The sequence below is a fragment of the Streptococcus merionis DSM 19192 genome (assembly GCF_000380085.1).
In the GTDB taxonomy this organism is placed as follows: domain Bacteria; phylum Bacillota; class Bacilli; order Lactobacillales; family Streptococcaceae; genus Streptococcus; species Streptococcus merionis.
In genome coordinates, this window is the sequence record NZ_KB904538.1 from 231,621 (window position 1) to 256,890 (window position 25,270).

A 25,270-nucleotide genomic window follows, 5' to 3' on the forward strand; every position below is an offset into this window, starting at 1 on the left:
TTAATCCTCTTTCAAAATATACGTCTGAACAGCCCAAGCCACTGCGTTTTCATCATTGGACATCGGTGCAATAATGTCGGCCACAGCTTTAAGCTCCTCGGTCGCATTGCCCATGGCAACACCATAGCCTGCCCACTTGACCATACTGAGGTCATTAGCTTCGTCACCACACGCCATGACTGCTTCTTTTTTCAAACCTAAAATCTGCGTCAAACTGGCTAGGCCATTAGCCTTGTGAACGCCTTTAGGGCTCCATTCTAAAATAATGTTTCTCGATTTGAAAATCTCAAAACGATCGTGAAATTCCTGAGGAATATTGGGCAACTGACGATCAATCAAATCCGCCTCACAACAGGTCACCGCTTTATTAAAGGTCTGATCCAATGTTAAATCCTCAAAATGTGTCGGTATGTGATTCAAACTCGCATTACAAGTCGGATAAAGCGTTGGCACAGCTGAATGCAAGGCGTAAACATCACCGTCATCCAAAAGATCCAGAGACAGCCCTAATTGATCGGTCAACTGACGAATGGCTTTAACCTCCTCGTAACCAAAAGTCACCTTATCCAAGATTTCCCCGGTATTACGCTGAATCAAGCCGCCATTAAAAGTAATGGCAAACTCATCCTCGTGAATGAGGTCTAATTCTGCTAAAAAATCACCGATGGCTGCCAGAGGGCGCCCCGTTGTCAGGACGACCTTAACTCCTCTATCACGCGCAGCTCTGAGCGCCTTCTGATTTTCAAGGGAAATCTGCTTGTCAGAATTAAGCAGGGTTCCGTCCAAATCCAAAGCTAATAATTTTATCTCTGTCATACATTCTCCTCAATATAAGTCTGAACAGCTCCTGTTTCGCAAGAGCCAATCACACAATCAGCAATCGCCTTGATTTCCTCACGCGCATTTTCCGTGGCAATAGCTGTGCCTGCAAATTGCAACATCCGATAATCGTTGAGATTATCTCCAAAAGCTAGCACATCCTCTGGCAGAATTTGCAAATCCTCACAAAGTCTAGCCAGCCCCACTTCCTTATCAATATCCTCACGAATGATATCAATGGAAACAAAACCAGTGGTCACAGCTGTTACACCAGGAATATGCTGAGTCAGCCAAGCAGCACCTTCTAGAACATGATCCTCAGAAAGATTGGCTGTGATTTTGAAAATATCATCATCAATGCTAGTAAAATCAGGCACTTCAACGACATTTTCATAATAGCGTTTGATAAAAGTCACATAGTCAGGATCAGCTGTTTCCAGCACATAACCCGCTTTTCGTCCAGACAAGAGGACCTCCTTAGCAGGAAACGGGCTGTCATTCAGACGCTCCAAAATCGTCAAATACAAGTCGGAAGACATGGCCGCCTCAAAATGAACCTGGTCATTTTCAACAACCAAACCACCATTTTCTGCAATGAAGATGATGTCCTTCTTAAAATCTGCAAACAAGCGCTCTAAAGTCAGATAAGACCGACCGCTAGCTACCGCAAAACGAATATTCTTACCAGCAAGATGGTCCAAGATACGTCGAAGCCGCACCTTATCATAAGCACCGTTATGATCCAAAAATGTCCCATCCATATCTGTTGCAATTAGTTTTATCATACCAACTCCACTCTCTCAACAAGGAAATATTACTTTTATTATACCACGAAAGACGAAAAAACGCCCAAGACTGGACGTAAAACACTCTGCACCTATTAGGCACAAACCACATAGGAGACAGAGTGCTTTATCTTTTTTTGCTTGATTTTTTTCAAATTTCATAATCAAATTTTCTAAAGTATATCTACATTAGAAAGAAATTTAAATTATTAATGCACATTATACTTTTTAAATAGTGTACCAAATATCAACGATAACAAAGTAATAGATACTCCAATAATTAAGAAATTAAAGACGTTTCGAGGATCCAATATTATTGAAAAAATTCCTGTTCCAATTGGCATGAAAAGAATAGCTATAGTAAATATTATCCCAAATACTCTTCCAAGAAACTCATTATCCACATCTCGCTGTACGATTGAGAAAAATTGAATATTAAAAATAGAAAGAAATAAACTAAATAATGCTGGTGAGAAAGATAAAATAATTAAATTATGGAATATAGTATAGAGTGGGGTAGCTAACATTAACATCAGTCCAGACAAAGTTAAAAACATCATTAATCGCTTACTTGATAACTCTTTATTCACAAAACCACTCAATACCGCACCAATAAAGCCACCAATTGCCTCTGCTGTTAAAAATATTCCATAAAGTCCACTTGAAATATTTCCAAACATTTGATTACTATATGGTAACAATAAATTATATGCAGCTAGAAAAAAGTTAACAACTGCTGAAAGAATAATGATGATAAAAATTGATTTATGACTATATACATACTTGAAGCCCATCTTTAAATCAATAAGTATTCCTTTTATAGTCACCTTTTTCTTTGATATCACTTCTTCATTAACAGGTACAACAAAGAAAATCAGTGAGGCAGCAATTAAAAATGATAATCCATCCAATAATAACACACCATGTATCCCAAGTATATTATATAAGAAAATTGCTACCATTGGGATTGTTACTTTAATAATCGTACTGGTTGTTTCCAAAGAGGAATTTAGCCTAGTAATATAATCTTTCTTTACGATTTCCTTAGTAAAAGCCTTATAGGATGGCCCTGAAAAATCACTCATAAATGCCAAGATAACATTCGTTATTACAATTGCATAGACTAACCAGTGTTCTTGAGAAATAAATGAAAGAATTATACACACAAAGCCACATAAGATATTTGTGGCAATAATAATTTTTTTCCGCTTGAAACTATCTGCAATGACTCCACCGAATAAATTGAATAGAACGCCTATTATGCTTTCTAATGACTGATATACCGCAACCAGCGACAGGGAGGTTGGATTAAGCCCTGCAAGAAATGTATTATTAGCGAAGTCAAACATAATATCCCCAATCCTAGATATTGCTCTGCTTGAAATAAGAAAATATATATTTTGTATTTTGTATCTTTTCAAAAGATCCTCCAATATTTTTCAAAACATTCTTACACGTTAAGAGAACTTTATAAAACGGAATAAGATTCTATTACCACAATGTTATTTAAAGCCTTGCATCATTTTTATCTACGTTCTCAAACCATAATCTCTCAGAAATTTGTTTGATAAATCCATGTAAAAATATAGAAGACGATAATTTCTAATTCAGCAAACAAAAAATAATACGCTACAACCTCAAATTTCTTTCTATAGTCATAATTCATTTTTTAGTTATTTAACCTGAGTTCTAGAGTATACAATCTTTTCTGAAAACATTTCTAGTTGTTCGGTTTTCTCTTGAAATTCCTTTTCATTATTACAAATAAATCGAACGAGTAATGAATTTTCTACAATATTTTCCGATGCTTTAACATAGTCTCCAATATTGATTGTAAAGTATACACTTTCTGCCCACGGCAATTCATTTGCATCTGGAAGTATTTGGACGTATCCAGTTTGTTTATATAAAGCAAAAGTTGCAGCAATTTTTTCAGGTATCTTAACAGTTTTACCATAGTCAATATTTTCAATACTATTTGAAGAAGACATTATTTGCCAGTACTCTTTTAAAATATTGACATCGTAAACATCATTAATTAGGTCTGGAATATCTCCTCCACCAAATCGTTTTCCAACTTCACAAAGTACCACTTGTCCTTTATAAGGATCAACAAACCACTCAAAGTGAAAAGGAGTCAGCTCACCGCTTACAGAAAATTCTTTAATTATTTTTTCACACTCCAAAAAAATCAACCTAATAAGATCAGTGTCTGAGTAAAATCTGCTTGTTCTTAACAAATAATATCCATTAGTAGAGTTCAAGGATTCCAAAAGCAGTTTAACATTATCATGAACAAAAAATCGTTTTATTGAATTTCCAATTGCATATCCATCGCAGGTAATCATGCTTTTTAATTCCACAAATTCTTCAATCATAAAATGATCTCCAAAATAACTATCATCTAACACAGTTTCTTTGTCAATTTTTCTAACACCTATACATGCTGCACCTCTTCTTGGCTTTATAATTGCCGTATTAGTACAACTATTTTCCCAGAACATTTTTATATCATTTTCTGATTCTAACAATCTAAAATATGGTTGAGCAACAATATCCATTAAAAATGATCGCATATAAAATTTATCTTTAAACATTAAATTTGAAACCGATTTTGTATTTTTTTCTACAAAATGGTCATTTAAAAAACCCGCCCAATCAATATACTCCTCACTCAATGTAATAACACTCTCAATCGGAAATTTCTTACTTAGAATTCTAATTCTTGATACTAAATTTGGTAAAGTATAATCTTCTAAAAATAATACTTTTGCTTTTTTTAAACCTTCTTTAATTGATTTTTCATATTTATTTTCCCGTTCTTTTGGTGCTAAAATAATAAAATCTTCATCATAAATATAGTCTAATCTAAAAATTCTAGTTGAGTACTTGTTTAAAAAAATCTTCATTATAATTTTTTCCTTTCTTAACTATAGCTTCTAATTTTTTGTGCTGGAACACCCGCTATTACACTTCCCTCTTCAAAACTTTTTAATACAACTGCATTAGCACCAATTTTACAAGAATGGCCAATTCTTACACTCCCTAATATTTTTGCACCAGCCCCAATATCTACACCTGACTCAATTATTGCAAATGTTGGTTCACCTTGATGTTTTACCCCTATTGTTACATCATTTCTAATAATTACACCGGAACCAATAATAGTATTTCTATTAATCATAATTCCGTAAGGATGAAATAAAGAAATACCTGGTTCAATTTTTATAGTTCGGGGAAAATGGCAGTGTAATAATCCTTCTATAACTATTAAATCTCCTAAAAAATATGGAATTAATAATAGAAATTTTATTATTGAAAATAACGGCAATCTATCAATAAATTGTCCATATCTGAATATAATCAAAAGTATCCATGACCAAAAATGATGGTTTACTTTTAAGTCTTGTATTAACATAATTTTCCCCTACAATGCTCGCATCACTTCATAAAAATTCTTGTGAAAAAATTTTATAGTACCTATCTTCAGATAATCTGAGAATAGAAATTCACTAATGCAGTGAGTTTCAATATGATTCACTTTAGCCGAACTAATTCCTGCATAAGAGTCTTCAAAAGCAATAATATTAGATTGCTGTATACCATAATATTCAATTATTTTTTTATAAGGCTCTGAACTCGGTTTATGCTCTATTGTATCTTCATAAGCAACTATCTTATCAAAATAATGAATAATATCTAAATAATTAAGTATTGCTTCAATTCGATTTCGCGGTGATGATGAACATATAGCTAACTTATATTTCGGAAAAGTATATTCTAAAAACTCTTTTACTCCTGGGAGAAGGGTTATGGTAGAGGATTCGATCATATCCTGAATATACCTTTCCCTATATTTTCTCACTTGTTTTAATAATTTAAAGCTAATTCCCTGACTTTGTAGTATGCTATCAACTTCCTCAATAGACTTACCCGAAAAGCTACGTAACAACTCTTCAGATACTTTTACAGAGTATGTTTTGAATGCTATTACCCAGCCCTGTAAGTAAATTTTCTCAGTATTCACTAGTAATCCATCGAAATCAAATATAATAACTTTTTTATTATTCAATAATCCTTTCATACTAATTCACCTAAAACCCAACTTAATATATTCTCCCAAATATTTTCGATACTTTTCCAATCCCAGCTATCAATTTGTTCAACAAAATCAGTAATTAACTTCTTATCAGACTCATCTAATTCACTAAATGGTAAAACTGATAAGATACGAAAAATTAAACAGTATTTCAACTTTCTAACATTACATATTTGATTAATACTATAAATTTTCTTCATGCTCAGACTTCCTTTTAGTTTTTATTTATTGTACAATAAATAAAATTAATTCTTTTATTTGTTGGGAAAATGGGAAAAATCATGAAATCAAAACTTGGCATCATACTTAGAAAAGTCCGCAAAGGAAAGCAGGTCAGTCTCTGCTCTGTTGCAGATGAGTACCTTTCTAAATCTCAAATATCACGATTTGAACGTGGAGAATCAGAAATATCATGTATTAGGCTTATCAATATTCTAGACAAGTTGCACATTACTTTGGATGAGTTTCTAATTCTACATGATCGAGACTATACCCAAACTGAGTCATTTACTAACTTGGTACAGTACATTCGTAAACAGTATTCGTTACAAAATATCAATAATATAAAATCACTACTTTCTGCCCCCTCAAATTTCACTTTAAATTCTTTTGAAAAAACAATGGTAAAATCAATTCTATATACAATGGATTCAACTATTTTTCCATCAGATGAAGAATTACTTCAATTGACAGATTATCTCTTCAAAGTTGAAAAATGGGGTTACTATGAGATCATTTTATTAGGTAACTGTGTACGAACAATTAACTACAATTCCTACTTCCTATTGACAAAGGAAATGTTAAATAATTACATCTACTCTTCATTAAATAAAACTAATAAACGAATTGTCACTCAGCTTGCTATCAATTGTTTAATCCTTAGCATAGATATGAAAGAATTTACTAATTGCTCCTATTTAATTGATGAGATAAAAGCGTTGTTAGATAATGAATTAAACTTTTATGAACAGACAGTTTTTCTCTATGCAACTGGTTACTTTGAATTTAAGCGTCGCCAATCAACTAGTGGAATTGAAAAAATGAAACAGGCCATACAAGTACTTGATATTTTAAGAGAAGACAAGTTAAAATTACACTATACTAACCATTTTGATAAACTGGTAAACAAATAATAAATGAAACTATTCTCTACCTTTTAACTATTTACAAATCAAAGGTGTCTCAACGAAAATGTGGCTTCCCTCTTGACCTTGAGTCCGTATCTACAGACAGTTAAAAAGCCTTGGAAACAACTAATTCCAAGGCTTTCTTTGTATTCTATTGTATCAATTACCTTATTCTGATTTCTGTTGCGATTAGTTTTATCATATCAACACCACACTCTCAACAAGGAAATATTACTTTTATTATACCACGAAAGACAAAAAAACGCCCAAGACTGGACGTTTTTACGGAGAATGTCAGAACCTGTTTTCACAGCTCAATTGCTGTCCTGCAAGATGGCTTTTTCTGCTACTATTTGCGTTTTTTGCGGGGGCTGAACTTGGTCAAGCCCCCCAAAAAATTCAAAACACATCACTTATGAGATTCTTATTCCTGCTCCAAATCCTTTAGCTTGACTGAGACGATTTTAGACACACCAGATTCTTGCATGGTTACCCCATACATAGCATCAGCCGCAGCCATGGTTCCTTTTCGGTGGGTCACGACGATAAACTGGCTAGACTTATCAAAGCGGTTGAGATAGTCTCCAAATCGCTTGACATTGGCCTCATCAAGCGCTGCTTCCACCTCGTCCAGAATGACGAAAGGAATGGTCTTAACACGGATAATGGCAAATAGCAGAGCGAGAGCCGATAGGGCTTTCTCACCACCAGACATGAGGTTGAGGGACTGAATCTTCTTACCAGGAGGTTGCACGGAAATCTCAATCCCTGCAGAAAGCAAGTCCGATGCCGTCAAAATTAGATCCGCAGAACCACCGCCAAACATCTGTTGGAAGGTTTGTTGGAAGGAAACGCGAATCGCCTCAAAGGTTTCTTGGAAGCGCTCCTTGACCTCCTGATCCATCTCCTGAATGGTCTCCAGCAAGAGATTTTTAGCCGAAAGAAGATCGTCTCTCTGGCCATTGAGGAAAGTCAAACGCTCACTCACTTCTTCAAACTGAGCAATAGCCTCCAAATTGATAGGACCTAATCGACGAATCTTGCCTTCCAACTGCTTGAGAGCTTGCTCGGCCTCAACAAGATTTTCCAAAGTTTCGGCCTGACTTTCTGCTGCCTCAAAACTGAGTTGAAATTGCTCTGTCAGATTTCCTAAGAGGCCTTTCAGATGGTCTGACAGATGCTCAATGTCTGTTTCTAGCTTGGTCTGACGGCGGATCATATCCTCATTCTTACTTCTGGCTTCTGCCATACGAGTCGCCAAATCTTCAGACTGACCATCAATATCTTCCAGTTCAAAGCGATGACGAATTTGCTCTTGTTGCAGAATTTCCCTACGCTTTTGACTCTCTGCCAACTGGTTGCTGAAGCGCTCCTTATCCTCAGAAGTTAACTGACTGGTCTTACTAGCAATGACACTTTCCAAGGCAGAAATCTCATCTGATAGACGGCCTAATTCTTGCTTAAGACGGTTTTGCTCGGTCTGAGCAAAGCGAGCCTCTCCCTGAACTTGACTTTCTTCTACACGCTTTTGAGAGAGAGACGTGTTGAGCTCGTTCAAGCGAGCTTCCACCGCATCCTTATCACCTTTTACCTGATCAATTTGCTGGGTAATGGCTTCCTTGCTCTCAGCAATTTCTGCCAAGATTTGCTTGAGCGATAGACGCTCCTTATCCAAGTCAGCCAGACCTTCAAGACCAGTTTCCTGAGCTTGCAAGGCTAGCTGAGTTTCTAAATCCGATACTTGCGTGATCTTAGCTTCCAAGGCAAGGACTGCCTTTTGTTCAGCCAAACGAGCGGTTTCACCTTGAGATTTCAACTCAGTCAGCACTTCCTCCTGAGCTTGAAGATTCGTTTGATGCTCAGCTACTTGATTTTCCAAGTCTTTCAGATGACCTTGCAAATCAGCAATAGCAACTTGTAGTTGATCTAACTCAGGTTTAATAAAGCTACTGTTGTTTTGGCGGTTAGCACCACCTGCGTAGGCACCGCCAGGGCGAATCTCAGAACCATCTAGGGTCACAATACGCACCTGAAAACGACTAGAACGCGCAGCTTGATTAGCCTGCTCCAGAGTTTCAAAAATAGCTGTGAGCCCTAGTAAATTTTGGAAGATATTAGCATGAGAGGGGTCATATTGAACAAGATCAACAGCCAAACCTAAAAAGCCGGGCTGCTGACTGATACTAGTCATGTGATGATCAGCCAAATGACGAGGTTTTATGGTGGTCAAGGGTAAGAAGGTCGCACGCCCCTGACGGTTTTTCTTGAGAAAAGCAATGGCACGAGTAGCCGCTGACTCATCTGCCACGATGATGTTTTGGGCAGCCCCACTAAGCGCAATCTCAAGCGCAGTCTGATATTTAGTATCAAAGGTTAGGTGCTCACTAACCGCACCCACAATACCGCCGAGGCGTTCAGCTTCTTGCAAAACACTACGAACCCCAGCGTAAAAATGACTATGACTTTTGAGGATATGCTGGAGGCTCTGCTCACGCGCTTGCTTGGATTTGACCTGATCCATAAGATCAAACATCGTCGCCTGAGCCTGCTGATAAGCTTGACGGAGTGTTGCTTGTTTCTGCGTTTCAGCTTGGTAGCTAGCCAGCAAATCTTGAACTTGCGTCTTGGCTTGATCCGCCTGAGCCTGCTGAGTTGATAATTCCTGACGAGCCGCTTCTAAATCTGTCTGGAGCTTGACCAACTCTGCTGACTGGCTTTCAGAGGCCTGACGGAGGTAATCTGCTTGCTTATCCAAAGCTGTCAACTGATTGGACTTGTCCGCTTCCTCCTGCATCAGAAGGACAAATTTTTCCCTGAGTGCCTCGATGACCGTATCAGGATCCTCTGCAAAATTCTGAATTTCCTCGGTCAATCGAACAATTTGGTTTTCTAGTTCAGCTAGTTGCTGAGCTGTCGCAGTAACAAGTTCACTCTTTTCGACCCATTCTGACTGCACAGCTTCTTGGCGTTCTTTCAAACCTGCCAAACGTTCCTGAGCCTCTGCCTTACTAGCAGCATTTTGGTTGGCTTCCAAATCGTAAAGGGCAATCTTACCTTCCAAGTCAGCAATCAAGCCTGTCAGTTGAACCATGTCTGCCTGTAGCGTTTCCCCCTTGGTCTGCAACTGATGACGTTTCTGTTTGAGGGCTTGGTTTTCAGCTTCCATCTGATCTCGCTGACCATAATAAGCCTGAAGGTCTGCTTGAACAGCCATCAAGGCTTCTTCTTGCTGGGTCAATTGACCTTTTCCGGCCTTGATTTGAGCGACCAAAACATTGAGATAGAGCTTCTGGCGCTCCTCATCTAAAGTTAAAAATTGCTTAGCCGTCTCGGCTTGTCTAGCCAGCGGAGCGACTTGCCCATCCAGCTCATAAATAATATCTTCTAAACGATCCAGATTGTCCTGAGTTTGATTAAGCTTACTTTGAGTTTCTTTCTTACGCGTTTTATACTTGAGGACACCGGCTGCTTCTTCAAAGATGGCACGACGTTCTTCTGGTTTCGAGTTAAAAATAGCCTCAACCCGTCCTTGGGAGATAATAGAGAAAGAATCGCGTCCTAGACCCGTATCCATAAAGAGGTCATGAACATCACGCAGCCGAACCTTTTTGCCATTAATCAGGTATTCACTATCACCGTTACGGTAGATCTGGCGTTCTACCTTTATTTCAGAAGCTTGATCCTTGATAAAATGATCCTTGTTATCCAAGACAACAGTGACTGAGGCAAAGTTTAAGGGTTTGCGATTTTCTGTCCCTGCAAAGATGACATCGGGCATTTTACCACCGCGAAGGCTTTTAGCTGAAGATTCTCCCAAAGCCCACCGCAAGCTTTCTGTAATATTGGACTTGCCTGAGCCATTAGGCCCGACTACCGCTGTCACACCCTGATCAAAGACCACCTTGGTCTTGTCTGCAAAGGACTTGAAGCCCTGCATTTGAATTTCTTTTAAGTACATGCTTAATTCCCCTGCTCCACAGCATGCTGCGCAGCCTGTTGTTCCGCTATTTTCTTAGATCGTCCCTGACCATGTCCGACCACACGTCCATTAACACGAACTTCAACTTGGAAGACCTTGTCATGGGCCGGTCCTGTCTCATCTACTACCACATAATCAATGTCTATCTCACCATTGACCTGAAGAATCTCCTGAAGCTTAGTCTTATAATCCTCAACCTTAGCAAAGGTCCCCTGCTCCAAATGTGGAATCATGACCTTATAGAGGAATGCTTCAACACTCTCAATGCCCTTGTCTAAAAGTAAAGCGCCCAAAAATGCTTCAAAGGCATCTCCCAGAATCGTGTCGCGATCTCGTCCACCTGATTTCTCCTCGCCCTTACCAAGTTTGAGATACGGAGCGAAGCCACAGGCACGCGAAAAGCCCGCCAAGCTCTCCTCCCGTACGAAAGTCGAACGGAGTTTAGACATGTCACCCTCAGGCTTGTCGGGATATTTTTGATAAAGGTACTGGGAGATAATCAGCTGCAGAACAGCGTCTCCTAAAAATTCCAAGCGTTCATTGTGTGAAATTTTTAAGAGGCGATGCTCATTGGCATAGGAAGTGTGGGTGAAGGCTGTCTCAAGCAGAGACAAGTCATCAAAACCAATTCCAAATTCAACTTGGAGCTTTTTATTTAAGTCAGTTAAGGTTTTCATCATTATAATCCTTTTATTAAGATACAAAGGGCGTTCAAAAATGCGATGGAAAATAAGGGAGTGACCGATGAGTCCGAAGACTCAAGGGAACTCACGCATTTTACCGAGCATTTTAGCCCGTGTTCAGTTATTTAAGATATGAGGCCGTTAAGAAAAGCGTAGAAAAATGGCGGTAAGTCAGGGAGTGAGACAGAAGTCGTGATTTCAATGAAATCGACTATCCTCACTCTTTTATTTCTAGGTTCGGGCTAAAATAATCCACTGGATTATTTTACTCCCAACCACTGCGCTGAGATGTTTACGCAAACGATGAGAGGTGAGGTTGGCCTTGAGCCCAGCCTCGTCCACTCTCGCTTAGGTTTTCAATAGCGTGCAAAGTGCTAAGCTATTTTCTATCATTTATTATATGTCTGTCAACGCTGTGGCAGTATCTGGTGATGTGTCATAGAGATGGAAATCCGTACCGACACGCATATCTGCCTGAGCCAGTTGATTAAAGACAGTCATGTGAGCCAATTCTTTAATATTGTTTTCCTTAGATAAATGACCGAGGTAAATTTTCTTCGTCTTATTTCCCAAACTACGAATCATGGCTTCTGCGCCATCCTCATTGCACAAGTGACCAACATCCGAAAGAATCCGTTGCTTGGTCTTCCACGGGTAACTTCCCGCCCGCAAAATTTCGATGTCATGATTGGCCTCAATCAGATAACCATCCGCATTCTCAATCATGCCGACCATACGATCGCTAACGTAACCCGTATCGGTCAACATAACAAAGCTCTTACCGTCTTTCATAAAACGGTAGAATTGAGGTGCCACTGCATCATGGCTAACTGCAAAAGAGGCAATATCAAGATCCCCGAAAACACGCATGCTATCTCTCTGAAAGATATGCTTTTGTTCATTAGGCACCGCGCCAATGAGATTCTTCTCATCAATAATCTTCCAAGTCTGCTCGTTGGCGTAAAGATCCAGTCCATGTTTCCGAGCCAAAATCCCAACGCCTTTGACATGGTCACTATGCTCATGTGTGATAAAGATAGCATCCAAATCTGCTGCACTCCGACCAATCTCATTGAGCAGCTGCTCTACTTTTTTGCCAGTCAAACCCGCATCCACAAGGATTTTTTTCTGATCTGATTCTAGGTAGAACGCATTGCCTGTCGAGCCAGAAGCTAAAATACTATACTTAAATCCTTCCATTAATTGTTTCCGTCATTTCTAATTTATCTAAAACTTCCGTATCTTCCCAATCCCCTGAAATAGACTTGTCATACGGTAGCACCATAGTGAAGGTTGACCCCTTACCATAGTCACTCTTAGCCCAGATAAAACCTTGATGTGCTTTAATAATTTCCTTTGAAATCGCAAGCCCAAGCCCTGTTCCTCCTTGAGCGCGACTGCGTGCCTTGTCCACCCGGTAAAAACGGTCAAAAATCTTAGGCAAGTCTGCCTTAGGAATCCCAAGTCCCTTGTCTGCAACCGAAATAATCAACTGTGTCTCTGTTGTTTTCATACCGATGGTAATGTTACCGCCATCTGGTGAGTATTTTATCGCGTTGTTCACAATATTGTCAATCACCTGAGAAATCTTATCCGTATCAATCTCAATCCAAATTGGTTTTAGCGGATAATCTCTGATAATAGTATAATTCTTCTTATCCTCTTGCTGCTTCATCTGGTCAAAGCGGTTGAGTATAAAGGTGATAAAAGCTGTAAAATTAACCAATTCCAGTTCTAGCTGGATGTTTTTATTGTCAAAACGCGATAACTTCAGCAAATCCGTCACCATCCGCATCATGCGGTTAGTTTCATCGAGTGAGACCTTGACAAAGCTCGGTGCTACAGCATCATTCAAGGCACCGTCGTGCAAAGCTTCCAGATAAGACTTCACCGATGTCAAAGGTGTTCGCAGCTCATGACTAACGTTTGAAACGAAAAGCCGGCGCTCTCGTTCTTCCTTGATTTGCTCTGTCATGTCCCTCAGAACAACAACAAGCCCTGCTGTAAAGCCTGACTCACGCCTAATCGGCGCCAGACTGGCTCTCAAGGTTAAAAATTCCCCACTTTGACTCATGTGATCAATAAGGAGTTCTGGTGTCTTCTTGAGCAAATCGTTAAAGCCATATTCTTCTGGAAAATCAAGAACGTCCATCAGCATAATATCTCCAGTTGACGTTTGATCCAGTAAATCTAGTTGGCGCTTGGCAGCTTCATTAATCAAAATGATACGTCCCAGCCGATCTGTCGCGACAACCCCATCACTCATATAAGTCAGGATAGACGATAGGCGATTTTTCTCCTGTTCTAACGAATCCTGCGTAAGACGAATAACCTCAGACAAATCGTTGAGGTTATTGGTCATATCTGTGATTTCAGGACTACCTAGGACATCTAAAACTTCAGAATAATCCCCGTGAATAAGTTCTTGAACCTTTTTATTCAAGAGTTTGATTTGCTTGTTATCTTTATAGTTTTCTAGCAGTAGAAACACAATGATAGCAACAAATCCAATCACGATGATGGTAAAGACAAAGCCCTGAGAAAAAATAAAAAGTTTCAGTTTTTCAATCATTCGTTCTTATGTAATAACCAACGCCACGTCGTGTTAGGATATACTCAGGGCGGCTTGGTACATCTTCAATTTTCTCGCGGAGACGACGAACCGTCACATCAACTGTGCGGACATCACCAAAATAATCATACCCCCAAACGGTCTCAAGCAAATGTTCTCTAGTCATAACTTGTCCCATGTGAGTCGCTAAGTGATGCACCAATTCAAACTCACGGTGCGTTAATTCTAAATCTCTCCCATTTTTACGGACCAAAAAGGCATCTGGCAAGATTTGCAATTCTCCCACTATGATTTCAGAGATCTGCTTGCTATCTGCTTCTGGCACCTGCTCAGAGAGTTCGCTACGGCGCAACAACGCTTTCACACGTGCTTGTAACTCCCTATTTGAAAATGGTTTGGTAACATAGTCATCTGCGCCGATTTCAAGACCGATGACCTTATCAAACTCACTGTCTTTAGCAGATAGCACAATGATAGGCACATTGCTCGTCTTTCGAATCGTGCGAGCCACCTCAAGGCCATCCAACTCTGGCAGCATCAAATCTAAAATAAGAATATCAGGCTTTTCAGCTTCAAACTGCGCCAAAGCTTCGCGACCATCAAAGGCCGTCACGACTTCATAACCCTCGCGAGTCATGTTAAATTTTATAATATCTGAAATTGGTTTTTCATCGTCAACGACTAAGATTTTTTTCATCCGAATTTCCTCAATCTATGATTCTATTTAACCATTATACCAAATTTTTATCTAAAAGGTTGATTTCTAACAGCTGTTACAGTCCTTTAACATTCCTTTAATTTTCGTCAAAACTTGCTAATATAATGTCATAAGCTGTTACTCCCTCAGGCGCCTCACGAACAATAGCTAAAGTGGCATCGTTCCAACTTTGAGAAGCGGATGTCAGCCCATCCACTTGCCCAGACACTAATTCTTCTATCGTTATCATGTTAATCTCCTTAGAATCTGTATTCATAAGCAAAATCCCTGAGTTAAAGGGATATTTTTTCAACCATCAAAACACTTAGAAATCGAAACAAATAGAATTCTTTTGCCATAGGAAAAAGCATTGCAGCCTATCTTTAATTTGCTAAAACAGTCTGTCTTTTCCCTTAGTCACTCTATGTCTAATAATAGCAGAAAAGCTCTAATTTTCGCAATATAAAGACTTTGTGAATTTACCTCTTTTTTCTTGAAAAGGCTTTCTTTTAGCGTTACAATAGAGCTGTAAATAAGTTATCTCAATCTATTAACCCTTTTGGGAAAGGAGTTCTGCATGCACAGACAGTTGCTTCATGACAAGAGATGGCTGAGCATCTCTGGATTCATTACTTTATTGGTCTTGACCCTGCTACCACTGGCTCTTATCCAGCCAGGTATGGTAGTTATCGGGATACTTCTTATCAGTTCACTAATAGGAGTTGGGTATTTTGTACAAGATCAGTGATTTTTCGAGCAAAGAGTCAGCTCACTTTTTCAAAACAAAAACAAAATAAAAGTTAAAAGCTAGGACACCCGATTCCTAGCTTTTGCATTATTAGGCTTGTTCAGAAACTCATTGAAAAGTTGTTCTCTTTTCATAATTATTGTTCTAGATTTTTAAATTGTTATGACAGTCATCTCGCTTAAACGATGGAGAAGTCTGTTTTTTAAAACATTTTCGATTTCCGAACAAGTCTATTGAAAGAAAAAAATAAGTAATCACTCTTGATTCATCATGCGAAGACTAATCTCAAAGTTCATCATATCATCTTCATTGATCTGCCGCAAGGTTTCATCCAGATCTTCATCAAACTTGGCAAGCGCTCGCTGGCTTTTCAACAAACGCTCCTCGGCTTGATAGTAGGCTTTAGGTTCTGCCTTGATTTTCAAATAGCCATCCAAAATGTCCTGATATCTAGCCATATTAGCTTCATGGACAGCTAACAACTCCTGTTGATTTGGCAAATTCTTTTCTTGGATTTTTTGACGGATTTCCGCATCATCTTGTTGAATATTTTCTAAAGTCGGCCAAAGTTCTGGCACGGCTTTTTTAAGATGACCTGAAGTTAATAGAAGTTTCTCGTCCTGATTGAGTGTCCTTTGTGGACGCTTGATCACTCCCTGTGTCGGTAAAAGTGCTGATGACTCTTCGATTAAATCCCAAGCAGATTGACTTAAATCAAAGGAGATAGCTCCTTCTTTCGCCTTTAATAACTTGGATAACTCTGTCATATCTGTTGCTACTTGCTGTTGCAAGCGCTGATAATCTGTTGGAAACTTAGTAGCTGTCGTCATAGCCAGCTGCTTAGCATTTGAAGATAGCCTAGTTGTCAAAAAACTGAGTTTTGCCTGCGTTCTCTTACGCTCAGCATTTTTCAGAGCCGGAATTGACAGAGCACCAATCCCCAATAAGACGACTATCAAAACAGCATATTCCATTACCATCTCCTTATATTAAGATACAAAGCCCGTTAAGAAAAGCGTGGAAAATGGCGGTAAGTCAGTCATCTTCGATGACGTTGACGCACCCCGGCCAAGACGACTAGGATTTCCACAGATGAAATCGAAGGAAATCCAGACGGCTACGGCCCTAACCATACCAAATGCCATTTAGCTTTTTAGGGCGTGTTCAGTTTTAAGATACAAAGGGCGTGTAGAAATGCGATGGAAAACAAGGGAGTGACCGATGAGTCTAAAGACTCAAGGGAAGTCACGCATTTTACCGAGCATTTTAGCCCAAATTCAATTCCAAGATACAAGCCCGTTTAAAAATCCGATAATCTTGTTTACAAATGACTTTCTCGTTCAAGGAAAGCTTGCTTGGCTAGACGAACTAACTCCGCAATCAAGTCAGGATAGGCCACACCCATATTATCCCAAAGTAAAGGATACATAGACCATTGAGTAAAGCCTGGCATTGTATTGAGCTCATTGAGAAAGACGTCGCCATCTTCTGTATAGAAGAAATCGCACCGTGACAAACCTGTGCCGCCAATAGCTGCGAAAGCAACTTTGGCATAGCCACGCATTTTCAGAGCAACTTCCTCTGAAATCTCGGCTGGAATAGCCATAGTAATTCGGTTATCAATGTACTTAGCATCATAGTCGTAAAAGGCTACATCCTTAACGACTTCTCCTGGTTCTGTTGTCTTAATCTCATGATTTCCCAAAAGTCCGATCTCGATTTCACGCGCCACAACGCCTTGCTCAACGAGTACTCGACTATCATACCGGAAAGCCACATCAAGAGCTGCTTCCAGCTCGTCTGGTGTATCCACCTTGGAAATGCCAACGCTTGATCCCATATTCGATGGCTTCACAAAGACTGGGTAGGTCAGCTGGCCATTGATCTCAGCCATTTTAGCCTGACGGTCATGACTGGCTGAGATGGCGACATAAGCCACTTGTGGAATACCGTAGGAGGCCAAAACCTGCTTGGTCGCAATCTTGTCCATGGCCAAACTCGATGCCAAGACATTTGTTCCCACATAAGGAAGTTTCAAAACCTCTAGGAAACCTTGCATAGAGCCGTCCTCACCCATGGGGCCGTGTAGTAGAGGAAAGACCACGGCGCCCTCTTCGTAAATAGCTGACGCTGGTATTTTAGCTTCCCAATCGATCGTACTGTTCGTCATGAGACGCTCGTCGTCTGCAGGTCTGCTTTTAAAGACCTGGGTCTGGATAAAGTCACCTGACTGTGTGATAAAGTAAGTCTTGACCACAAAGCGATCGTAATCCACTGCATGCATGACGCTTTCAGCTGATAAGACAGAGACTTCACGCTCCGCTGAGCGACCGCCATAAAGCAAAATTAAGATTTCTTTAGACATATTGTTATCCTTTTCTCATTAGTTATAGTCATGTGTCATTTATAAATAGCAACGACATTAGAAGCTGTGCTTCGCAAGTGAGATACGTTCCTTTTGAATATCGAGCTAACTTTTAGCAGTGGTTAAAAACCTCATCAAGCTAAAAGAGTTCCTCGCTTATCCTTTTTCATTCCCATTTCCAAATAACTGCGAAATGATCTTTTTGTGATTAAAAATAGTGAAACTAGAATGAAGCTAACTCAAAAAAACGGATGGTAATAGTGAGAAAACCAGACTGAAATGCGAGAACTGGGCTGTAACTCTTTATTGAGCTCGCTTCGGAGAATAGCCTGAACAGCTACACCTTATAATTCAGTTCGATTTTGAATCGCTCTTAAAAGGGTCAATTCATCCGCATATTCAATATCCGCTCCAACTGCAAGGCCACGTGCTAGACGCGTCACTTTGATACCAGCAGGTTTAAGCACTCGCGAGATATACATAGCAGTCGCTTCACCATCTGCAGTAGCATTTGTCGCGACAATAACCTCAGTGACTTCTGAGTCCATAAGACGACTAATCAGACTTTTTAGATTGATGTCATCAGGTCCAATCCCGTTCATTGGCGAAATCAACCCCTGCAAAACATGGTAAAGGCCGCGGTATTCCTGGATATTCTCCATAGCCGAGACATCACGACTGTCTTCAACAACTAGGATAGTCGAGCGATCTCTAGTCTCGTCCTCGCAAATAGCACATGGATCTTCATCCGTCAGATTACCACATTTACTGCAGTAGGTCAACTCACGCTTGGCAGACAAAAGATTTTTCGCAAAGGTATTGACATCCTCATCAGACATACCAATGGTGTAAAAGGCTAAACGCGTCGCTGTCTTAATACCGATTCCTGGTAGTTTAGAGTAAGAGTCGATTAATTTGGCAATCGGGGTAGGGTATAACATAGATTTCCTTTAATTCATAGGGTGCAATTGATGATAGAGATTGATAATATCTCGGGTAATAAAATGACTGGTTTTAGAATCCAAATCTGTAACATGAGGCAGAACAACTGCTACAGCAATTTGAGGATTCTGACTCGGTGCGTAGGCAACAACATTCGTATTGATAGCCTCTCTTTGCTGACCTTGGCTATCAGTGACAAAGGTTTCTGCTGTCCCTGTCTTTGCAGAGATTGCCACTGCTGCTCCTTGAGCGATTGATCTTCCTGTCGAATAACCAGATGGGTTATTAACAACTTGGTAAAAACCATTCTGTAAAAGGGCCATGTTGTCAGGCGAGATTCCAACTTGATTCAGCACCTGCGTCTGCTTAGATTCAACAAGATCACCTAAATTTCCTTGAGCATCATTAGCATAGATGCCATCAACCAAATGCGGAGCAATACGCTGACCCCCATTAGCAATCGTAGCGGCATACTGAGCCATCTGCATCGGCGTGTAATTGTCAAACTGTCCAAAACTATTGGTCAAATAATGTCCCAAAGTATAGTCTTTGGGAGTGAAGCCAAGAGACTCTACTGGTAAATCAATCCCCGTAGCCACACCGAGCCCATACTGGGCAAAACTGTTTCTAAGACTAGTCATAGCAGTCTCTAATTGGCCTGTTTGAACCAGCATATTAGGGTGATAATCCTGTCCCATCATCTTGAGCGCAACTTGAACCATGTAGGTGTTGGACGAGTATTGCAAAGCCTGAACAGCATTGATATTGAGGTTGCCAAATCGTGTAAACCACGACGTGATGGGAGCAGACTGTGCAAAGACAATCGGCTGGTCCGTCAGAATCTGATTTCCAGCAATAGCACCAGTTTCCCATCCAGCAGTTAAGGTCGCAGCCTTGACGATGGATCCTGGCACAAACACATTGTTAACAGCTCCGAGAGCATTTTCTTGAAGGTTGTCGCTTCCATTTTCATGATTGAAGCCAGACATGGCTAAAATAGCCCCAGTATTAGGATTGAGAGCTACAGCATAAATGCCTTCTGAGTAGGTTGTTGTGCCTTTCGCTAATTCTTCCTTAAAATAATTCTGCAAGATCTGGTTAACGCCATCTTGAAATGCCAAGTCAATGGTTAATTTCAAGTTTTGACCTTTTTGGCTTTCCGTCACAATTTCTTCAGATTCTACGTTACCATTTTTATCCAAATGAACTTTTTTGACCTCACGCTGGCCTTGAAGAACACTCTCATACTGCTTTTCCAGATAAGATGTTCCCACACGATCATTGAGCGAGTAGCCTTTGTCAAGATAATCCTGCGCCTCTTCTTCTGGCAAACCCGCTTCTTGAGTAGACACACGACCGATAAGACTGGCCAATGATGTGGGCAAAACATCTCGCCTCCAAGCGTCATCTACTGCTAATCCTATCGCTTTCAAGCGATCATCCTTGGAAAATTGATCAGCTTGGTCAGCAGTCAAAGGTTCTGTATCCAATTGAACCGTTTCAAAATAAGCTGCTGCATTTAGTTGAGAATAAAACTCAATCACTTCTTCTTCCTCTGCAGAGAACGTTAAGTCTGCTGATTTAAGACTGGCAATCGCATTGGCATAGATAGTTGCCTCAGGCAAGAAATTTCCCACCCTATCAAACCGTTTACTATCTGGCAAAGCATTGACCACTTGGCGATAAGTTTCAGAGTTTGCTAGATAATAATCTTTTTTATCCCGCTCACTAACTGTGACCGCTTTTGGCTTGACCTGCTGATGGATATCTTGAGCTAGCTGACGCATCTCATCACTGGTCATGCGATTGGAACGCGTAAAAAAGAGGGCCTTAAATCTTGTATTTTTTACTAAGGGAGTCCCTTTAGCATCATAGATCTCTCCACGTACACCACCACTAGTCACTGTTTTTTGACTAGCGGTCGCCAATTTTTGCTGGTAAAAATCCTTGTTGAGCAACTGCATCTGACCCAGACGACCAATCAGCCCTAGAAAGAGGATAACAACACCCGCAAAAATAATGTACAAACGCCTTGTTGTTACCTCTTGATAACCTTTCTCGCGAGGCTTTTCAAAAGACTCTTTCCTGCTCTTTAGCCAGTTTTTAAACGACAAACACGAACACTCTCTTTCCTAACAATCTAACCCCTATTCTATCATAATTTTTCCAAAAAATGGGCATAAAGATGACAATGAGTTAGACACCAAAAATTAGAAATCTGCATTCATCACTCAACAATTTTGTTCACGGTTCGATTTCCTCTCCTCATCGCTAGCCTTTTCAAAATACCATCCGTATGCCTTCAAAAACTGTAAAAAACGACCTCTGAATCAAAGGAATACAGGCGCGCATTTCCAAACCAAATACATGAAGAAATCTTCTCCAATTTTTTGTTTTGTTGAAACAGTAAATACAATCATAACTATATTTTCCCCACGTTTTTTAAGGTTTGTCTTGTCGCAAAAGACTTAACTTTTCGTTGATTCTTGCTAAAATGCTATAATAGACTTGTTCGGAAACGAAAAAAGATTTCAGAGTTCAGGCTTTTCTATCGCCTGAGGGAGCTGGTTGCAGCAGCAATTTGAAAACTGAGAACGATAATCTATTAAAGAAAAATAGCTTTTTAACGAGTTTCCGAACAAATCTAATGAAGAGGAAATCATAGCGAGGGGGACTTCAATGAAAAATCAAACAATCATGCAATACTTCGAGTGGTACTTACCGAGCGACCACCAGCACTGGAAACGTCTAGCAGACGATAGCAAGCATCTCTCAGAAATTGGTATTACCAAGATTTGGATGCCTCCAGCTTTCAAAGCAACTGGAAAGGATGATGTTGGCTACGGTGTCTACGACCTTTTCGATCTTGGGGAATTTGACCAAAAGGGCACTGTACCAACCAAGTATGGCACCAAGGATGAGTATCTGGCAGCTATCAAGGCTCTAAAAGACGCTGGTATTGCCCCAATAGCAGATATTGTACTCAACCACAAGGCCAATGGAGATGCTTTAGAAACCTTCACGGTTCTCCGAATGGATCCGACTGATCGCCAAACACCTATTTCTGAACCCTTTGAAATTGAAGGCTGGACCAATTTTAACTTTCCAGGCCGTGGCAATACTTACAGTGATTTCAAATGGCACTGGTATCACTTTTCAGGGACGGACTACGATGCCCGTCATCAAGAAACTGGTGTTTACATGATCCTCGGGGATAATAAGGGCTGGGCTGACAATGATACTGTGGATAACGAAAACGGCAATTACGATTACCTCATGTTCACAGATATTGACTACAGCCATCCAGAGGTTAGAAAACACACCAAAGAATGGATGGAATGGCTTGTCACTACGACAGGCATATCAGGTTTTAGACTAGATGCCATCAAGCATATCGACCTTAATGTGATGAAGGAGTTAATCCAGCATGCCCAGAAAGCCTATGGTGACGAATTTTACGTCTTTGGCGAATACTGGAAGAGCGATTTCGATGCAAAAGATGAGTACCTGAAAGATACGGAGTTTGCTTTTGATTTGGTCGACGTCGCACTCCATATGAACTTTTACCAAGCGAGCTTAGCTGGTGGCTACTACGACCTTCGCAATCTTTTCCAAGGAACCTTAGCCGAACATATCCCGACTTCTGCGGTAACTTTTGTCGAAAACCATGATACCCAACGCGGCCAAGCATTAGAGTCAACTGTTGAAGACTGGTTTAAACCGATTGCTTACGGCGCCATCTTGCTTCGTGAGCAAGGTTTGCCCTGTGTCTTTTACGGCGATTATTATGGGATTGAAGGAGAGTTTGGACAGCCAAGTTTTCAAGATATCATTGACAAGCTGCTTTATGTGCGTCAGAATCATGCTTACGGAGAGCAAAACGATTACTTTGATGATGCCAACTGTATCGGATGGACCCGTCTTGGTACCGATGAATATCCTAACGGCCTTGCAGTCGTCATCAGTAACAGCGATGTTAATGAAAAACGGATGAATATGGGAAAATGCAATGCTGGAAAAACCTTCATTGACTACACTGGTAATCACGACTTGGAAGTTACGATAGATGACGAAGGCTGGGGCACCTTCCCAGTCAATGGCGGATCTATCTCTGCTTGGGTAAATAAAGAAGCATAAACAAAAATCGGCTGATCTGCTATCAGTCGATTCTTGTTTTAACTCTTATTTATTACCGAGGTAGTATTCAGCTACTACGTTTAATTTTTCGTCAAATTCAAATACAAGTGGTGGGAAGTTTGGAATTTCCACACCCATGATTTCATCATCTGACAAGCCCTTGATGTGTTTCACAAGAGCGCGGATTGAGTTACCGTGTGCTCCTACAAAGACATTTTGACCTGATTTCAGCGCTGGAGCAATCTTATCTTCCCAGAATGGAAGAGCACGCTCAAGCGTTACTTTCAAGTTTTCAGCATCTGGAACAATAGAGTCATCAAGCAACGCGTAACGACGGTCAGTGTGTGCTGAATACTCATCGTCCTTGGCCATCGCTGGAGGCAATACATCATAAGAACGACGCCAAATATGTACTTGCTCATCACCAAATTGTTCAGCTGCTTCTGCCTTGTTTTTACCAGTCAAACCACCGTAGTGACGCTCATTCAAACGCCAAGATTTTTCAACTGGAACCCACAATTGGTCTGCTGCTTCAAGAGCAAGGTTTGTTGTTTTAATCGCACGTTTCAAAACTGAAGTGTAGGCTTGGTCAAATTCGATACCAGCTTCTTTGATCAATTTACCAGCATCGATGGCTTGTTGCGTTCCTTTTTCAGACAAGTCAACATCTGCCCAACCTGTGAAAAGGTTAGCTTTGTTCCACTCAGACTCGCCATGGCGAGCAAAAACTAATTTTACCATGTTTAAGGGTTCTCCTTTTTACTTTTGTGAAAACTATGTTTTACTCTTCTATTTTACAAAAAAAGCCAAGAAAAAGCTATTATTTTTCAAAAAAGTTTTCAAATCTAGGGCCTTGGTCTGATTTTTTATAATCCATCGCTTTCGCTTAACCATTTGTCAGAAAAATGGTATAATGTAGCAGCTAGAGAATCTGAAATCGTGAACTATTAGAAATATTTTCTCAGAACTTGTATCTGCAAGCAAAATGCTCGACGTTAAACTGATATTTTCGATCGCCAAGTTAGCTTTGCTGCGCTCTAAAAAAGCTAAGGATGACTAGCGAAAAGAGAGTTTAAGACGGATGCTTTGACTTTAAATACAAGTCCTCAATGAAAGGTCTTATCACATGATGAAAAAAGTTGCTATCGTAGCAGCAAAACGTTCAGCTATTGGAAGTTTCGGAGGTGCTCTCCAGCAGATTGAAATAGCTGACCTTGGAGCTCAAGTGTTGACACAAGCCTTGAAGCAAGCCAGCATTCCACTTGATGCTGTTGACGAAGTTATTTTGGGCAATGTGCTCTCAGCTGGACACGGGCAAAATGTTGCACGACAGGTTGCGATTAAAGCAGGTTTAAGCCAAGCAACATCTGCGTTCGTCGTTAATAAAGTCTGCGGTTCCGGCCTAAAGAGTGTGCAATTAGCAGCCCAGTCTATCCTGATAGGAGACAACGATTTGGTCGTTGCAGGCGGGATCGAACTGATGAGTCAAGCGCCTTATCTTGATAAAAAAACGCGCTTTGGAGCAAAATTAGGGCATCAAAGTCTCGAGGATAGTATCCTGACAGATGGACTGACAGACGCCTTTGAAGGCATCCATATGGGAATCACCGCCGAAAATATTGCAGAAAAATTCCAATTGACGCGAGAGCAGTTGGACCAATTGGCCTTTGCAAGTCAAGAAAAGGCTCTCCATGCCCTTGAAACCAATCGGTTCGAAGATGAAATTGTACCACTAAACGTACGCAAAGGTCGTGAGCAGATCATATTTAATCAAGACGAACATCCTCGCCAAACAAGTCTTGACAAGTTAGGCCAATTGCGCCCAGCTTTCAAAACAGATGGCCTTGTAACTGCTGGTAATAGTTCCGGTATCAATGATGGCGCAGCTATTATCATTTTGGCTAGTCAGAAAAAGGTTGAAGAACTTGGTCTCAGACCCTTGGCTTATATCAAAGGTTGGGCAACTGCTGGAGTGGATCCCAACTTTATGGGACTTGGCCCTGTTCCTGCCACCCGAAAACTCCTTGACAAATTAAACAAGGATATAAAGGATATTGACCTATTTGAACTAAATGAGGCTTTTGCTGCTCAGGCTCTAGCTGTCCAGCAGGAATTAGGCATCTCCCCTGAGAAAATCAACGTCAACGGCGGAGCTATTGCCCTAGGACATCCAATCGGAGCTAGTGGTGCGCGCATCCTTGTAACGCTTATCCACGAGCTCCAAAAAAGAAAGGGAGCTCTCGGTATGGCTAGTCTCTGCATTGGAGGCGGTCAAGGTATTAGCCTAGCGGTTTCGCTTCCCTAAAAGAAGAGGTTA

22 protein-coding genes are annotated in these 25,270 nt (G+C 40.4%); 4 read left to right on the forward strand and 18 right to left on the reverse strand.

The features are described 5' to 3' along the window. The 7 genes from A3I5_RS0101125 to A3I5_RS0101155 form a co-directional block, all read right to left on the reverse strand. Positions 1-816, reverse strand: coding sequence for a Cof-type HAD-IIB family hydrolase (locus A3I5_RS0101125; RefSeq protein ID WP_018372774.1), 816 nt, complete (start codon positions 814-816; stop codon positions 1-3). Further along, entirely contained in the window at positions 813-1,604 is a 792-nt protein-coding gene (locus A3I5_RS0101130; protein ID WP_018372775.1) for a Cof-type HAD-IIB family hydrolase, read from the reverse strand. Before A3I5_RS0101130 ends, A3I5_RS0101125 begins: the two co-directional genes overlap by 4 nt. Before the next feature lie 209 nt (positions 1,605-1,813). Further along, positions 1,814-3,025: an MFS transporter gene (locus A3I5_RS0101135; RefSeq protein ID WP_018372776.1), complete on the reverse strand. Its 1,212-nt coding sequence runs from the start codon at positions 3,023-3,025 to the stop codon at positions 1,814-1,816. Between the two features lie 252 nt (positions 3,026-3,277). Further along, positions 3,278-4,513, reverse strand: coding sequence for an ATP-grasp domain-containing protein (locus A3I5_RS0101140; RefSeq protein ID WP_018372777.1), 1,236 nt, complete (start codon positions 4,511-4,513; stop codon positions 3,278-3,280). A gap of 17 nt (positions 4,514-4,530) precedes the next feature. Continuing rightward, positions 4,531-5,022 (reverse strand): LbetaH domain-containing protein, encoded by a 492-nt coding sequence (locus A3I5_RS12025; protein WP_018372778.1) that lies wholly within the window; start codon positions 5,020-5,022, stop codon positions 4,531-4,533. Between the two features lie 9 nt (positions 5,023-5,031). Then, positions 5,032-5,688: an HAD family hydrolase gene (locus A3I5_RS0101150; RefSeq protein ID WP_018372779.1), complete on the reverse strand. Its 657-nt coding sequence runs from the start codon at positions 5,686-5,688 to the stop codon at positions 5,032-5,034. Then, entirely contained in the window at positions 5,685-5,903 is a 219-nt protein-coding gene (locus tag A3I5_RS0101155) for a hypothetical protein (protein WP_018372780.1), read from the reverse strand. The genes A3I5_RS0101150 and A3I5_RS0101155 overlap by 4 nt, the downstream gene beginning before the upstream one ends. An 81-nt stretch (positions 5,904-5,984) precedes the next feature. Between A3I5_RS0101155 and A3I5_RS0101160 the strand changes: the two genes are divergently transcribed. Next, positions 5,985-6,836: a helix-turn-helix domain-containing protein gene (locus tag A3I5_RS0101160; RefSeq protein ID WP_018372781.1), complete on the forward strand. Its 852-nt coding sequence runs from the start codon at positions 5,985-5,987 to the stop codon at positions 6,834-6,836. A gap of 418 nt (positions 6,837-7,254) precedes the next feature. On the opposite strand, the gene smc is transcribed toward A3I5_RS0101160, so the two are convergent. The 6 genes from smc to A3I5_RS12525 form a co-directional block, all read right to left on the reverse strand. Next, the gene (smc, locus tag A3I5_RS0101170) at positions 7,255-10,788 is read right to left on the reverse strand and encodes a chromosome segregation protein SMC (RefSeq protein ID WP_018372782.1); all 3,534 of its coding nucleotides are present in this window, start codon (positions 10,786-10,788) and stop codon (positions 7,255-7,257) included. Between the two features lie 2 nt (positions 10,789-10,790). After that, positions 10,791-11,486, reverse strand: coding sequence for a ribonuclease III (gene rnc / locus A3I5_RS0101175; RefSeq protein WP_018372783.1), 696 nt, complete (start codon positions 11,484-11,486; stop codon positions 10,791-10,793). Between the two features lie 402 nt (positions 11,487-11,888). Next, positions 11,889-12,692, reverse strand: a complete 804-nt coding sequence (locus tag A3I5_RS0101180) for an MBL fold metallo-hydrolase (protein WP_018372784.1) — start codon at positions 12,690-12,692, stop codon at positions 11,889-11,891. Beyond that, on the reverse strand, positions 12,679-14,064 hold the full coding sequence (gene vicK, locus A3I5_RS0101185) for a cell wall metabolism sensor histidine kinase VicK (RefSeq protein ID WP_018372785.1): 1,386 nt from the start codon (positions 14,062-14,064) through the stop codon (positions 12,679-12,681). Before vicK ends, A3I5_RS0101180 begins: the two co-directional genes overlap by 14 nt. Further along, positions 14,057-14,761, reverse strand: a complete 705-nt coding sequence (yycF, locus tag A3I5_RS0101190; protein ID WP_018372786.1) for a response regulator YycF — start codon at positions 14,759-14,761, stop codon at positions 14,057-14,059. Before yycF ends, vicK begins: the two co-directional genes overlap by 8 nt. A 97-nt stretch (positions 14,762-14,858) precedes the next feature. Continuing rightward, the gene (locus tag A3I5_RS12525; RefSeq protein WP_018372787.1) at positions 14,859-15,011 is read right to left on the reverse strand and encodes a hypothetical protein; all 153 of its coding nucleotides are present in this window, start codon (positions 15,009-15,011) and stop codon (positions 14,859-14,861) included. A gap of 327 nt (positions 15,012-15,338) precedes the next feature. Between A3I5_RS12525 and A3I5_RS12530 the strand changes: the two genes are divergently transcribed. Further along, complete coding sequence (locus tag A3I5_RS12530; protein ID WP_018372788.1) at positions 15,339-15,509, forward strand: hypothetical protein; 171 nt, start codon at positions 15,339-15,341, stop codon at positions 15,507-15,509. 254 nt (positions 15,510-15,763) lie between these two features. Here the strand turns inward: A3I5_RS12530 and A3I5_RS12030 are convergent, their stop codons facing one another. The 4 genes from A3I5_RS12030 to pbp2b form a co-directional block, all read right to left on the reverse strand. Next, entirely contained in the window at positions 15,764-16,483 is a 720-nt protein-coding gene (locus tag A3I5_RS12030) for a hypothetical protein (RefSeq protein WP_018372789.1), read from the reverse strand. 347 nt (positions 16,484-16,830) lie between these two features. Continuing rightward, the gene (locus tag A3I5_RS0101210) at positions 16,831-17,874 is read right to left on the reverse strand and encodes a D-alanine--D-alanine ligase (RefSeq protein WP_018372790.1); all 1,044 of its coding nucleotides are present in this window, start codon (positions 17,872-17,874) and stop codon (positions 16,831-16,833) included. Between the two features lie 344 nt (positions 17,875-18,218). Then, positions 18,219-18,815 carry a recombination mediator RecR gene (recR, locus tag A3I5_RS0101215; RefSeq protein ID WP_018372791.1) on the reverse strand — a complete coding sequence of 199 codons (597 nt, stop codon included), beginning with the start codon at positions 18,813-18,815 and terminating at the stop codon, positions 18,219-18,221. Positions 18,816-18,824: 9 nt separating this feature from the next. Beyond that, complete coding sequence (gene pbp2b, locus A3I5_RS0101220; RefSeq protein ID WP_018372792.1) at positions 18,825-20,930, reverse strand: penicillin-binding protein PBP2B; 2,106 nt, start codon at positions 20,928-20,930, stop codon at positions 18,825-18,827. 565 nt (positions 20,931-21,495) lie between these two features. On the opposite strand from pbp2b, the gene A3I5_RS0101225 reads away from it, so the two are divergent. After that, a complete protein-coding gene (locus tag A3I5_RS0101225) occupies positions 21,496-22,953 on the forward strand; it encodes an alpha-amylase (protein WP_018372793.1) in 1,458 nt (485 codons plus the stop codon). 45 nt (positions 22,954-22,998) lie between these two features. On the opposite strand, the gene A3I5_RS0101230 is transcribed toward A3I5_RS0101225, so the two are convergent. Beyond that, complete coding sequence (locus A3I5_RS0101230) at positions 22,999-23,694, reverse strand: phosphoglycerate mutase (RefSeq protein ID WP_018372794.1); 696 nt, start codon at positions 23,692-23,694, stop codon at positions 22,999-23,001. Positions 23,695-24,082: 388 nt separating this feature from the next. Between A3I5_RS0101230 and A3I5_RS0101235 the strand changes: the two genes are divergently transcribed. Continuing rightward, positions 24,083-25,258 (forward strand): acetyl-CoA C-acetyltransferase, encoded by a 1,176-nt coding sequence (locus tag A3I5_RS0101235; protein WP_026216860.1) that lies wholly within the window; start codon positions 24,083-24,085, stop codon positions 25,256-25,258. Positions 25,259-25,270: the final 12 nt, after the last annotated feature.